Annotated in this window: 9 protein-coding genes; 3 read left to right on the plus strand and 6 right to left on the minus strand. The window is 66.3% G+C overall.

Going from position 1 to position 14,049, the window contains the following annotated elements; all coding sequences use genetic code 11:
* Positions 1–122: 122 nt before the first annotated feature.
* Complete coding sequence (locus OH804_RS15670; protein WP_406066051.1) at positions 123–500, minus strand: hypothetical protein; 378 nt, start codon at positions 498–500, stop codon at positions 123–125.
* A gap of 733 nt (positions 501–1,233) precedes the next feature.
* Between OH804_RS15670 and OH804_RS15675 the strand changes: the two genes are divergently transcribed.
* Positions 1,234–1,989, plus strand: coding sequence for a formylglycine-generating enzyme family protein (locus OH804_RS15675; RefSeq protein WP_406066053.1), 756 nt, complete (start codon positions 1,234–1,236; stop codon positions 1,987–1,989).
* A 110-nt stretch (positions 1,990–2,099) separates the two neighbouring features.
* Complete coding sequence (locus OH804_RS15680; RefSeq protein ID WP_406066055.1) at positions 2,100–2,348, plus strand: hypothetical protein; 249 nt, start codon at positions 2,100–2,102, stop codon at positions 2,346–2,348.
* 782 nt (positions 2,349–3,130) lie between these two features.
* Here OH804_RS15680 and OH804_RS15685 read toward each other — a convergent pair.
* Both OH804_RS15685 and OH804_RS15690 read right to left on the minus strand, forming a co-directional pair.
* On the minus strand, positions 3,131–3,634 hold the full coding sequence (locus tag OH804_RS15685) for a DUF1772 domain-containing protein (protein ID WP_406066057.1): 504 nt from the start codon (positions 3,632–3,634) through the stop codon (positions 3,131–3,133).
* Entirely contained in the window at positions 3,631–4,488 is an 858-nt protein-coding gene (locus OH804_RS15690; RefSeq protein ID WP_406066059.1) for an NmrA family NAD(P)-binding protein, read from the minus strand. Before OH804_RS15690 ends, OH804_RS15685 begins: the two co-directional genes overlap by 4 nt.
* Before the next feature lie 103 nt (positions 4,489–4,591).
* Between OH804_RS15690 and OH804_RS15695 the strand changes: the two genes are divergently transcribed.
* Positions 4,592–5,551: an AraC family transcriptional regulator gene (locus OH804_RS15695; protein WP_406066061.1), complete on the plus strand. Its 960-nt coding sequence runs from the start codon at positions 4,592–4,594 to the stop codon at positions 5,549–5,551.
* Between the two features lie 802 nt (positions 5,552–6,353).
* Here OH804_RS15695 and OH804_RS15700 read toward each other — a convergent pair.
* The 3 genes from OH804_RS15700 to OH804_RS15710 form a co-directional block, all read right to left on the minus strand.
* The gene (locus OH804_RS15700; protein WP_406066063.1) at positions 6,354–6,806 is read right to left on the minus strand and encodes a hypothetical protein; all 453 of its coding nucleotides are present in this window, start codon (positions 6,804–6,806) and stop codon (positions 6,354–6,356) included.
* Between the two features lie 133 nt (positions 6,807–6,939).
* Positions 6,940–7,278 carry a hypothetical protein gene (locus tag OH804_RS15705; RefSeq protein WP_406066065.1) on the minus strand — a complete coding sequence of 113 codons (339 nt, stop codon included), beginning with the start codon at positions 7,276–7,278 and terminating at the stop codon, positions 6,940–6,942.
* A 334-nt stretch (positions 7,279–7,612) separates the two neighbouring features.
* Positions 7,613–13,906, minus strand: a complete 6,294-nt coding sequence (locus OH804_RS15710; protein WP_406066067.1) for an RHS repeat-associated core domain-containing protein — start codon at positions 13,904–13,906, stop codon at positions 7,613–7,615.
* Positions 13,907–14,049: the final 143 nt, after the last annotated feature.

A 14,049-nucleotide genomic window follows, 5' to 3' on the forward strand; every position in this document is an offset into this window, starting at 1 on the left:
GCGCCCAACCGGTCGTGATGCCCGAAACGCCTGCGGCCGGTGGTTTGCCGGGCTGCGTTTTCGTGCCCCCTCGTGACCGCTGGGTGCCACGGTTGCTGGCCACAGATAGCCCGTGCTGACCTTCAGACTCGGTCGTCGTGACCGGCGGCGGGGCGGAGGTGCTCCCACTGTGGGTCGTAGCAAACAAGCCCGTGATCGGCGGCCATCTGTGCCGCTCCGGCCGATACCTCGTCGGACCGGTTGAACGGGATCGTGAGGTAGAGCATCGGGCCTGACGCCTCGTCTATAAGCCCTTCGGACAGGGGATAGAGCTGGGCGTCGTGGCCATAGAGGTCGGGCCACCGAGCTGCCACAGCATCGACGTAGGCGCGGATGCGCGGCGTCGGCGGCAGTTCCTCTTCGCTCTCGAAGTACTGCTCGAAGACGGCTTCGTATGCCTCACCGGCCGCTTCGTCGTCGGCGGGCAGGTCGCCCTCCCACACCGCCAAGTCGTAACTCATGCGGGGAGTGTGCCACTGCTGGCGGATCTCTGAGGAGGGCCGGGGTTCGGGGCGGAGCCCCGGTCTTCTGATCCCTGCGACTCTCAAGCGTGGCCGACCGGACCGGCCGATGCCGGCCGGAGGTCGCCAGCAAGCCGGGACCGGGCGGCGCGGCCCGCTCGCGGGCCGCCTTGATCCAGAGAACGAGCGATTCGGCAGCCATCCCGGCTGGACACTTCAGACTCGACCAACAGTCAAGCAGCGCTAGACACGCTCCAACTTGACTGATCTTGGTCCCCAGAACGGCGAAGGGCCGACCCGATGTTCCGGATCAGCCCTCTGACCTGCGTCGGGACGGCCGGATTCGAACCGACGACCCCTTGTTACCATCCGTAACCAAATCGAGCTTGTCATTGATTGTCAAGAGCAGGCGTTGAGCTGCACAGACACGATCATGCACTGGTCGCTTCTTGTCACTGATTGTCAACGGCAGGCGGGGGTTTTCGGGGGGTAAACGGGGGGCCGGCCGACAGGACCAGCGCTGGGTTCCACCGCGCCCCGCTCCCCCACCATCGGGGCGTGCCGTCACCAGAAACAGCGTGCGCCTGCCCGTCGCGGCTCGCCTACCTAGGCGAGGGGTTCGTGTCGGTGGGGCGACACCACCCTTCGCCCCACTGCCGATGACACTCAGCGCACGCGAGCTGCGGGTCATCGGGAGAGACCGCTGGGCGGCTGGCTGCTAGCGTTCGCCGCCATGTGGACCGAGGAGATCGTGGCCGGGCGCCCTGCATGGCGGCACATCCCGTCGAGGGTCGTGTTTCGGAAGGTTCCGGGCGGCACGTTCCGGATGGGACTGTCCGAGGCGGAGCTGGACGCGGTACGCGCCATCGAGCGCAGCGGCGGTGTCGAGGACACCATCGACCCGTTCCTCGCCGATGCCGTGAACGCACAACCGGTACGCGAAGTGCGGGTCGAGCCGTTCCTGCTCGCCCGGCACCCGCTCACCGTGGCGCAGGTCCAGCACTGGCTGCCCGAGTACGAAGACGACTACGCCGAGGCGGACACCGGCACGGCCCGACTCGAAGGCGACCTGGAGAACCTGCTCAAGCTGTTGCCGTTCCAGCTGCCCAGCGAGGCGCAGTGGGAATACGCGGCCCGGGCCGGAACCACCATGTTGACGTTCCGCGGTGACGGGAAGCCCGACGAGGACCAACTCCTCGACGACTTCGGCGACGAGACACGGACGGCCACCAGCGAGAACGCGTTCGGGCTGGCGGCGATGGGGTCGGCGAACGAGCTCTGCGCCGACGTCTGGATCCCCGGGTTCGACGGCGCACCGTCAGACGCGCGACCACGGACCGGAGACGGACCCCGGACCGTACGCGGCGGAGCCGCGGATCTGTATCCGTGGCAGGGCTGTGACGAGTGGCTGCTGCTGCTGTCCGCCACCCGATACGAACACGCCGACTTCACGGCGGTACGCCCAGCCGCACCACTGCCACCTCGGTGAGGGTCGTCTAAGCGGATCCCATCTCGAGCCGGCAGGCAGGCCGACGGTAGCCGAACAGGGCCGCGGCGTCGCCCGTCGGCCTCACTGCCCGAAGGACCGCTTAAGGCGCCATGGCCGGCACTCACGGCACGCCGCTGGGCGGCGCCGTGAACGCGGGCATCGCGGTCTACGACCACGGACACGGCCCAAGCCCTCATTTCGACGACTTCGGCGCCAACCGCTACACCGTCGACACGCATGGCCACAGTGACTATTGGAACCGGGGCAGCGAGAGCATCATCAATCAAGCCAGAGTGATCGTCGGCGAGTACGGCTCCACAACCCTCGACCACGGCCAACGCCCACCAGACCTCCCGTGAGAAAGGAGCCAATATGAAAACCTTCACCCGGGCCGGTCTGGCTGCCCTCAGCGCCCTGGCCCTGACAACGGCGTCTGGCTGCACCCCAACAAAGAGAAGGAAGACAAGGAGGCGAGCGACATGCAGACCGCGAGCGAAGCCGACATCACTCGCCGGGTGAACGAATACGCCGGCCAAGTAGCAGCCGCCACGGGCAGCACCCTCGCCAATCCCGCCGCCAGCTCCGCGCCGTGCGAGGGAACCCGCGGCGAGATGGACGAATCAATCCGTACCGTCCAGGGCGTCTATAACATCTCAGTCGCACCCGACAAGCACCTCGAAACCCTCGCCCGCCTCCGCGACCAATGGCGCTCCCAAGGGTGGACCATTACCGAGGACCGCACTTTCCCCAACGGCAGCGAGGGCACAATCACCGCCACGACCACCCCTGACGACTACTCCCTCACCGTGAGTGGCACCAGAGAACCGACAGCCCTCCTGCTCCTGGTCCACTCCTGGTCCACTCCGCCTGCTACAAGTCCACCGAACCGCTCTGACGCCACCGCCGCGCAGCGGGCAAGCGCTGACTGTCGTCGTGACGCCCACAAGCTCTGTGCAGGTCGTCCGGCCTCGTCTGTCAGCGTTCGCGACATCGGGCGATTGTCCGCGCCTCGGCACGACGCCCGCCAACTCCGCCGACGCCTTGCCGAGCTAGACGCACAGTGGTGACCCCCTTGATGAAACCCATAGGGACACCCCCGGGTGCCCGGAACTGGCCACCCTGCCCGCACCGGACGGCGACGTCATCGGGACGTGCCCGAGAGGTAGACCCCGAGACCAGCCAGCAACAGGCTGATCAGGCTGGCACCGGCGCGTACCGAGTTCCACCACGTCCAGGCGGACGAGTAGGAAGCCCACGTCCGGACCGCCTCCGCAGGATCGGTAGGCACGCCTGCGGCGTCGAGCGTCTCGTTCATCGGCACGTTAACGACCACCGTCGGGATGAACGCGCCCACCAGGTACACCCCCGCGGCCACCAGGAACAGCACACCCGCAGACCGCTTCCCGAGGATCAACAGGAACACACCGGTCACCGTGGCGGCGACGAGCGGGCCGAAGAACGTGACGAAGAACAGCGGATTCTGGATCCTCTGGTTGATGCTCGTCATGGCCCGGATCGCGGTGCCGGCGTCGGCGGCGTTCAGACCGGGCATCACCGCCACCGAAAAGGCGTAGTACACACCGGTGATCGCACCCGTCACCGCCAGGGTCACCGCCGCCGACCAGGCAGCCAGGGTGGCGTTCATGCCCAGTCTCCACCGGGTGACGTGTCCCATGCACCAGCGGCGGCGGCGTCGCGGGCATAGTCGGTGAAGTCGCGCGGCCTGCGGCCCAGCGCCCGTTGCACACCATCGGCGAGCTGTGCATTGCGGCCGTCCAACACCTTGCCGAACAGCTCGGTCAGCACCGCCGCGAACTCCGCCGGCATGTCGTACCCGGCCATCACGGCGGCGTACTCCTCGGGCGAAACCGATCGGTAGCGGATCTCCCGCCCGAGCGCGTTGCCGATCTCCGAGATCGCCTCGGCGAAGGTGAGAAGCCGCGGGCCGGTCACCTCGTAGAGCTGCCCCGCGTGCCCGTCGTCGGTCAGCGCCGCGACCACGATGTCGGCGATGTCGTCGGCGTCGACGAACGGCTCCGGCACGTTCCCGGCCGGGAGGGTGACTTCGCCGCCGCGTATCGAGTCGGTCAGGAAGTCCTCGCTGAAGTTCTGGCTGAACCAGCTCGCCCGCACTATCGTCCAGGCCACCCCGGAGTCCTGGACCACCCGCTCGCTGAGCTTGGCCTCCTCCTCGCCCCGGCCGGACAGCAGAACCAACCGTTCGATCCCGCCGGACACCGCCTGTTCGGTGAACGAGCGGATCGTCGCGAGGGCGTCCGGCGCGACCAGATCCGGGTAGTACACCAGGTAGACCGACGAAACCCCGTCCAGTACGGGTGCCCAGGTGCGCTGGTCGGTCCAGTCGAACGGCGGCTCGCCGGAGCGGGAGCCGACCCGTACCGGCCGGTCGAGTCTGGCAAGCCGGTCCACCACCCGGCGGCCGGTCTTGCCGGTACCGCCCAGTACGAGGATTGGCTGCTCAACAACGGTCTTCGTCATGCCAACCAGTCAAGTCGAGGGCGAGCGCACCGGGAATGGGCGAGACTCTCGATCGCATGTCCCGGCGTCTCGACCGCCCACATCACAGGGCTAGCCTGAGCGCATGGATGCACTCGCGGGGCTGCTGGACGGGCCGAGGGCGCGCGGTGCGTTCCTGATGCGGTCGGTGTTCGACCCGCCCTGGTCGGTACGGATCCAGGATCGCGCACCCCTCACCCTGGTCACCATGCTGCGCGGCACGGCGTGGGTGGTGCCGGACCGGGGTGCTCCGGTGCCGCTACGCCCCGGCGATGTCGCGATCATCCGTGGCCCGGAGCCGTACACGATCGCCGACGACCCGGCCACGGCGCCGCAGGCAGTGATCCATCCCGGTGAGCACAGCACCACGCCCACCGGGGACGAGTTGTGCGAAGTGATGGACCTGGGTACCCGGACTTGGGGCGAACGCGCTGACGGGATGGCGGTGCTGCTCAGTGGCACGTACCAGTTGCAGGGCGAGGTCAGCCAACGGCTGCTGAGGGTCCTGCCTCATCTCCTGGTGTTGCCGGCCGGAGCACTGGACAGCCCGCTCATCCCGTTGCTCGGCAACGAGATGATTAAGGACGAGCCGGGGCAGGACGTGGTCCTGGACCGGCTGCTCGACCTACTGCTCATCGCCGTACTTCGGGCCTGGTTCTCCCGGCCGGAGGCGGCGGCGCCCGCCTGGTACCGAGCGCACGGCGATCCGGTGGTCGGCACGGCGTTGCGACTGCTGCATGACCACCCGGCAAAGCCCTGGACGGTGGCCACCCTCGCGGCCAGCACCGGTATCTCGCGGGCGGTGCTGGCCCGCCGGTTCACCGAACTGGTCGGCGAGCCTCCGATGGCGTACCTCACCAACTGGCGGCTCGCGCTGGCCGCCGACCTGTTGCGCGAACCGGACGCCACCGTCGGCGCGGTGGCCCGCCAGGTCGGCTACGGCAGCTCATTCGCACTCAGCGCTGCCTTCAAACGGGTACGCGGTCTAAGCCCGGCCGAACACCGGCAGGCCGTCGGGTCGCCTGACCTCACTCCAGTGGGATGACCGTGCCGAGGCTGGCCGTGGGCATCCGTTCCTCATCGTGGACTGTCCTCCGGTCAAACTGACCACGCGGCTCGCGCGATGATCGATCTCCTACGCCGCAAGACCGCCCCACCGCGACGGAGTCGCGAGCAGTGGGCGGGTTCGTTCGTAGTAACCTCCTCGACCGACGCAACCTCCGTTTCAGGGGCTAGGTGCTCGTGGGGACCGAGGAGAATTGAACCCACGAAGACCTCATGTCGAGCCTCGTTCAGGGCTTGTCATTGCTTGTCAAAACCCCTTGTTACCATCCGTAACGATGTCGAGCTTGTCATTGATTGTCAAAAATTGGCGTTGAGCTGCACCGACACGATCAAATGCTGGTCGCCTCTTGTCACTGATTGTCAACGGCAGACGGGGTTTTCGGGGGGTAAACGGGGGGCCCGCAGACATGACAGTGCTAGGTCCCACCGCGCCCCGCTCCCCCACCATCGGGGACGTCCCGTAATTAGAAAACAGCGTGCGCCTGCCGTCGCGACTCACCTACCCCGGGCAAGGGGTTCGTCTCGGTGGACCGCCACGGACCAATGCCCGACGTGGGATACGCTTCGGGACCTAGGTTGGCGGATCTTCAGCTGAGCGGGATGGCGCCGAACCGCCAGGCGTTCGGAACCCGTCTTTGTCACGAGCCCTCTCAGCCGGACGCGCCTCCACGACCCGAGGCGGTGCGCGCTCATGCCGAATTGAGTGCGTGTCACCAAACGATCACTCTGGGCCGGTCTCGTGGCCGAGGTTAAGCCAGAAGCGCAGGCCCGGGCTCATGCCATCAATCGAGGCAGTGGACGTGGACGACGATGTGCTGTGGCTGACCGCCCGTGTCTCGGTGTAGGACCTCAAGCTCGACTCGGTGCCGGTCCTCTACGGGGTCGTCCTTCTCGCCGGTTAGGCAGGTTGGATAGGTACCGTCGTTGTGCAGTGTCCTGCTCACGTCCTGCCAGCTTTCGGCGATAACTGAGTAGATCGTGTCGCCATCGAGAGGCCCCCGTAGGGCCCCGTCTTCCTCAAAGGCGATGGACCTGGTCTGGTCGTTCGACCAGGTGACCGTCCCAACGAGTAGCTCCGGCTTGGCGGTGTTCGGATCGTCGGCAAGCTTGGCCGCCCCGAAGCCGCCGACCAGCCCTACGGCGACCAGCGCTAGGGAGAAGGCAATCGTTGCGAGGCGACGATTTGGCGGGGTAGCGACCGCAGCTTGCAGCGCGTCGGCGGATGCCACTGGCATGCCTGCAAGGTACGCGATTGGCGCCCACAGGGCTGGCCCAGAAGCGCACTCTTCTGCCGCTTGTCGCGCGCTTCCAGCTATTACGACAGCCGGATGAAGCGAGTGCCAGTCCTGTCGACCTGTTCTGGCTTGGTCAGGTCCAGGCGTGGTCGAGGGCCAGTGCGAGCCGTCTGGCCCACTGCTCGGCGGTGCCGGTGATTCCGCAGTACTCGTCGGTGAAGTTGGACCAGTCGACATCCCAGGACAGCACGGTCTCGGCCCTGAAGGTATCGGCTTCAGCGCCGAGTTCCGGTCGCATGAGCTGGCGGACGAGGGATTGGTCAACGGTGGTGTGTTCGGCGAGCAGGACGGCGTCGTAGAGGTCCTTGCCTTGCGGGTACCGGTCGGTGGCCAGCCACAGCAGCTTCCATGCCAGCGCCAGCGGGGCGGGCGCGGCCAGTAACGGTTTGTCGACGTCCGGCAGGATCAGCACCTCTGGTGAAAGAGGAAGTGGTTTCCGCCCCGCTGGATGAAACCTGCGGGGCGGAAACTGTTCAATTGCCTCAACTTGAAGACGGTCCACACACCGGCATTTGCTTAAGATATTTCAACCGATTTACAAAGTTTTGTCCAAGGTCACCCGAACACATTCCAACCAGTCCGTCCACGCGGCTGGATCAGTAGGATTGCCGTCGGCCTCGAGGGAAATATCACCTAAAAGCGTGAGCAGATCGTCCCCCGCTCGATTTGCGAACTGCCAGATGAATCTTGACATTGCCTCAAACGCTTCACGTTCATCCATTGAGTAGCTACCCACGCGAACCTCCCTAACGGGGCTTAATATTCAATCCACCGTTTGTGATTGTGGTTCCATTCCTAACCTCGGCCCATGCCTGCGTTCCATCAGGGAGGGTTTCGAAATACTTTTCCAGCGTACCACGACCATTTGGAAGTTCGATCTTCGAGCGGAGGTTTTCCGGCTTAATTGACCTCTGAATTATCGCTCTATTCTCCGGTGTGTCTACCTTAAGGTGTCCGGGATGGCCATCTCGGAAGATGTGTGTGGTGTCCGAGCGGAACCCCGGCCTAGCGGCGCTAGCTCTTGCGGCCAATCTGGCGGCGACGGCGGTGACGAGGGAACGGCCGACGGCCACCAACATCTCAGATATGACTAGCCCAAGCGTAATCTCACCGGCGTGCACCATTGATTCGGGGCACTTTGCGACGCCGCAGTCCCACTCCCAGCCGTACTGGTTGAGACAGCTGGTGTAGTCCCACCGTCCGCCGCCGCAGAGGATTTGGATCTCGGCTTTGATCGGGTCGTAGTCCTGCTCGATCACTGCCATGCGATACGTAAGGCAGTCGCCTTCGTGCGCCTTGCAGTTCTTGTTATCGTCGGTGTAGGTCGCGAGGAAGACGCCCTTGGCTGCAAGGCGTGCCGCCTTTTCGTTGCCGCCGCCAGGGGGTGACGGGTTTGCCGCTTCTTCTTCTTTTCTTTCTTCGTCGATTCGCTGGCCGCCGCCGGGGTCGAGGCCGCTGGGGTCGGACAGGGTGATGGGGCTGTTGTTGGCGTAGGAGTAGCCGTTCCAGTGCTGCGGGTCGGCGAGGTCCATGAGCGGGTCGACTGAGATGAACCGGCCCAGCGTTCGGTCGTACTGTCGGGCGCCGATGTTGATCAGGCCGGTGGGGTCGTTGTCGCCGCCGACGAAGCCTTTGCTGTTGGGCCAGGTGGGGTTCGATCCGCGCGGTGCGCCGTAGGGGGTTTGCCGGCGGATGTCCACCTGTTGGGTGCCGGCGTTGACGGCGACCTGCTGGGTGCCTTGGTGGTCGCTGTAGAGCCAGGTCAGGTTGGTGACCGCGGAGCCCGCGGTGCGGCTGGCGATGGTCGTGCCGGCGAAGTCGTAGTAGCGGGTGCCGGTGGTGACGCCGCCTTGGAAGCGGATTTCCTGGCCGGGTAGGTACAGGGTGGTGCCGGTGGTGTCTTTGCGGATGAGCCGGACGCCGTCGGTGTCGTAGATGTTGGTCTCGATGGGGTTCCCGGCGACGCTGACGGTGGCGAGCTTGCCTTCGGCATCCCAGCCGAGGATATGGTTGTTGGCGCTAGAAACGCAGTTGTTGCTGGCGCGGTTGAAGCTGGGCCGGCAGGTAGTGTTGCCCGACTTGTCATATTCGTACTTGTTGCTGGTGGTCGTCCGATCAGGGTTTACGGTCTTCACGTTGGTGACGGCGTGGGGTCGCACGACTCCCGGGCCGCCGTCGGGCACGGTGTAGCTGCGGGTGGTTTTCCCGCTGCTGTCGTTGCTGGTTTCGGTGAGCCGGCTGCCGGTGTCGGTGAAGGTCCAGTCCTGCCAGTACGGTGCCGGCCCGCCGAGGTTGGCGAGGACGGGGTCCGTGGCGCAGGAAACCCCGGCCTTCGGGGTCCAGGCGGTCGTCAAGCGCCCCAGGGCGTCGTCGCGGAAGCATTGAGCGTCCGCCTCACCGACCTGTGGGGTGTCGGTGATCGCTTCGAGGTTGCCGGCGTCCTGGTAGGAGTAGCGGCGGTCCGAGACCGTGCCGGCAACCGTCGAGCGCTCGATGATGGTCCGGTCGACTCGGCGGGTTGCCCCATCGCGGTAGACGGTGTCTTGGGTGAAGTTGCCGCTCCCGGGGATTTTGTAGATCGAACCGCTACGTTCGCCGTACGCGGTGTAGCTGGCGGTCGCCAAGGTACCCACGAAGCCCGTGAGGCTGGTGTCGAGGCGGACCGGCATGCCGGTCGTGGAGTCGTAGTCGGTGGTCAGTTGCTCGTTGACGAGGCCGCCGCCGGCTGGGTAGGCGATCTTCGTGGGGGCGCCGGTGAATTGGGAGTAGCTGTAGCCGAAGCCGTAGGTGTCGCCGAGGTCGGAGTTCCACGGCATCACGTAGTCGACGCCGGTCGGTTGGTAGCGCTCGTTGAAGTTGCCGACGTGCCACTCGTACTTGCTGGCGGTGCCGGCGGAGTCGTAGTCGTAGCGGATTTTCTGGGTGAGCTGTCCTTTGAATCTGGGGTTTGGCTCGCCGTAGAGGGTGTCGTATTTCCACTCGGAGCGCAGGCGTCCGGTGGCGGAGTCGTCGCGGAGTTGTGTCTTGCGGCCGAGTTGGTCGTAGCCGTACCAGAGGGTCTCGCCGCGGGCGTCGACGGTCTGCTTCAGCGCGTTGTCGTCGTAGAAGGTGCTGGTCGTGGTGCCCTTGTCCGGGTCGGTGGTGCGCCAGAGGCGGCCCTTGGCGTCGTACTCGTTGATCCACTCGTTCCCGGCGGAGTCAGCGTTCTTCGTCGCCTGGCCCTTGCGGTTGAAAGCGTAGGTCGTTTCCAGGTAGGCGCCGTCGACGCCGGAGGGCGTGGTGTGTTGCCGCAGTGCGACGGTGCGGCCCTCGATGTCGGTGACGGTGGTGGTGGGGGTGCCGCCCTTCGGCGGGGTGACCTTGGTCAGGTCCCCCTCGTAGCTGGTGACGGTGCGCCACTTCTCCAGCAGATTCGTGACGTCGTCGCCGGCCAGGAAGATGCTGTTCGTGGGCCGGGACGCCTGGTCGTAGATGGTCCTCGACACCGCGGGTACAGACCAGTCCGGTTCCGACCACAGGACACCTGACGGGGCGCCAGGCTCGGCGTGGGCGGCGTAGCTTGCCGCCTCGCGCCCGTACGCGTCGTAGAGGGTGTCGGTGACGACCCGGTCGCTGCCGCCGCCCAGCGACGGCGACTGGGTCTGCCGCGGACGCAGCAGCCCGTCGAGGATCTGGTGCGAGGTGATGTAGACGCCGTCGGCGTTCAGGGTCTTCGACGTGACGTAGGGGTAGCTGTCGCGTCCGGCAGCAAAGGTGTAGGTGTACTGCGCCGAGGGTGTGTTCGGGTTGGCGGCGCTGGTCCACCCTGGCGTCCAGACCTTGGCAACCCGTCCGAGCGCGTCGTACTGGACCGTCGAGGTGACCTTCTCGTTGGGGTCGGTGGTCTTTGTCGTCGAGCCCCAGTAGGGGTTCGTCTCCACCTTCGACGACCAGCTCAGCTGGTTGGTGCTGGTCACCAGGGTGATCGGCCCGCCGACAGCTGGGGTGTACGCGGTGGTGGTGACGTTGCCCTTGATGTCGGTCGAGGTCAGTTGCTTGCCGGCGAAGTCGTAGGTGGCCTGGGAGGTCGTCTGCCACACCGTCCCGGTGCCGGAAGTCCAGTCCTTGAGTTGCTCGGTCTTGGTCCCGGAGCCGAACGTGGGCGCAGTGTCGACGCTTGTCGCGCCGTCGTAGTAGACGCGGGCGTCGGAGATGACGTCGTCGACGCTGGTGGGGGCCTTGCCGCAGGCCAAGGCGGTGGTCGTGGTCTGCTTGACCAGCTGCGTGAGGTTCTTGCCCAGATTCTGGTTGTAGGTGTACGTGGTGCACTTCTCGTCGCCGGCCTTCAAGTATTCGCCGTCGTCCTGCGACCACTTGACTGTGCCGTACGTGTGGTCGTAATCGCTCGTCCCGCGGGAGGTGCGCCACCCTCGGGAACCGTCGACGCCCAGCGCGGTGCCGGCGTAGGTCGCCTGGGTCTTGACGAACCGCGCTTCAACAAGATCGCCGTTGATGGTGCGGCTCGCGGTAGGGTTCGACCGCCAAGGCACGTTCACCGTCTTCGACACCGGCTTGGTGTCGACGCCGTTGTAGACGACCTGTTCGCGGATCTGTCCGGCGAACTGGTCCTCGTCGTAGACGGTCTCCGTGCCCACCGACGCCGGCACCGGCACGCTGCGGGTGCCGCCCGACGGGCTGAGTTTGTCGCCGTGCATACCGCGCAGGAATTTTGTTTCGGTCAACGTTTGCGGGTTGCCGCTGTCCCCGACCCGGGTGTTGACCTGGGCGTAGCCGCGCCACTGTCCCCACGTCTTGCGCTCCGGCCTGGTCAGGCCGTCATCGTCGTCGAAGTGCCACGCCGGGGAGTCGGGATAGTCGTACCAGGTGTGCGTGGTCGGCGACTTCCCCTTCGGCAGTTGGACGTCGTCCTGGGCCACGTGCTCGACGCGGTACTTGTGCCACCACTCGGTGACCAGCGTGTTGCCCGTCGGGTCCTGCGGGTCGGGCACCTTGACCGGATAGCAGCGCCGGGTGTTGTTGTGCGGCGCCAGCGCGTCGACGATGGCGGCCGTGCACTCGGGCGCTGAGTAGTCGACTTTGATGCGGGCGCCGGTTTCCGTGACGATGCTGGAGAGGCGCAGCCAGTTGTCGGTGGGGCTGTGCTCGGTGTACACCCGGTTCGGTTTTGACTCCGCACCGAAAGTCACCTGTGGCAGATTGATGGCGGTGGTGCCGACCAGGCCCGCGTGGTCGATGCGGTCCAACCACAGGCCCTCGTGGGTGGAGTCGGCCGTCGCCGAGAAGGTGTGCCCCAGGGTCCAGGATTCGACGGGCTGCCAGTCCGGGGTTGATTTGGTGGTGTCCCACACCTGGGTGGTGACCGTCTTCAACCGCTTGGTGGTCCAGAACGTCGGCGTGTACTGCTGCGGGCAGGACGTGGCCGATGCCTTGCAGTCCTGGTCCCACGGGGTGTCCTTCCAACTCGAGGTCACCGGGGCGGCCTCGGTGCCACAGTTGGAGAAGCAGCGCATGTCCGTGCCGAACAGGACCTGCGCGTACGGGGTGGTGCTGCGTTCGGTGACGCCGTGCGTCGCGGTCGTCCGGTCGTACGTGCCGTAGTCGATGCGGGTGAGGTAGCCCGCCCGGTCGTAGCTCACGTCGTCGGAGTCGGTGACGTTCCGGGCGTACTTGTTGGTTTCCCTGCCGTACCAGAGCGACATGGTGTTGCCGCGCACGTCGACGACATAGTCGAGGTTCCACCGCCACGCTTGCACGCAGTCCGACCCGGCGAAGGTGCTCTTGGCGCAGGGCTCGGCGGTGTGGTTGCCGAACACCGGCACCGTGAGGGTGGAGTTCGTCGCGGTCGTCTCACCGGGCAGGTTGTGCCGGCCGAAGAAGTACTGGGTGCCGTCGGTGGCGGTCACCTTCCAGTACTCACCCACGTCACCGAAGGCCGGGTCGCCGCTGTCGCCGTTGGTCGCACCGGTCAGCTTCTCGATCTTCGACCCGTCCTCGGTACGGGAGTGCCAGCCCTTACCAGCCTGGTAGATGAGCTCGCCACCGCTGCCGTTGAGGCTCATCGTCGCGTTGTCCGAGCGCCAGCACTGGTCACCGGTCCGCGTAGTGTTGGTCGCCCCGTTCTTCATGTCCTCGGCACACGGCACGTACCGCCGCTCGATGAAACCGGACGAATAGTCGAAGCCCTCGCCGATCCACGACGGCTGATTGTTCGTGACCGCCGACCGGCCATCGACCGTGGATGACGAGTAGCTCAGGGCGACCGACGGTGCCGGGCCAGTCGCCGGGGGCATGCGCATCGGGTAGTTCCACGAGAAGTCACCAGCGCTACCGCCACTGGACCAGGTGGACGAGGGTGCCAGGCTGGTCGCGCCGAAATCACCATCCGTTCCAGCAGGTGCAGCGGCGAGCATCAGGAAGGAGCCCGACGCCGCAGTCGCGGACGGGACGCTCACGTCCGCGGTGGCGATCCCCGCGGTGGTGTCATTCCTGGTGTGCAGCGGCACCGACCGGCAGCTGGGGCTGGTGGGGTTGCTCATCGCGCACTGCGGAACCTGCCACAGACGCAAGCGCGACGCCCAGGATCCGCCGGCTGCGTAGCGGAAGGAGTCGTAGTTGACCGACACCTTCGCCACGCCGGTCGGGGTGCCTTGCGGTGCGGTCACCTGCAGCATCAGTCCGTCGCGCCACGCCTGCGGGAGGGTCGCCCGGTCCACAACCTTCACGTCGAGCTGAGCGAGCGGCTCACCGGCCTTGCCGGAGCCTCGCTCGACCCAGACCGGCAGCGAGCCGGCCCGCACGCCGCGGCTGCTGGCCGCACGGGCTGAGGTGGCGGCGAGGTCGACCCGCGCGGCTGCGCCAGCGGGCCACTTCGGTGCCGGGGAGGGAGCAGAGGTCACCCTGTTCTGCTGCCAGGCCTTACCGGCGGCCACCGGGCCGCCGTCGCGGTCGAGCTTCTCCGCGGGCGGCTTCGACGGCTGTCGCGGTGCTGCCGCCTGCGCTGGCACGTAGGGCACCAGGGACAGCACCAGAGACGCGATCACCGTCCCGACCAACGGCCAGCGTCGGCCGCTTGCACTGGGAAGACTCCGGCGCACCCGCCGTGGGCCGCGCACAGACCGTGCCGACATGAACTGTTCCTCTCCGACAACCACTACAAAGTTTGGGGGGAATTCGACAGGAGCGA

The sequence above is a fragment of the Micromonospora sp. NBC_00860 genome (genome assembly GCF_045207375.1).
GTDB lineage: Bacteria > Actinomycetota > Actinomycetes > Mycobacteriales > Micromonosporaceae > Micromonospora > Micromonospora vinacea.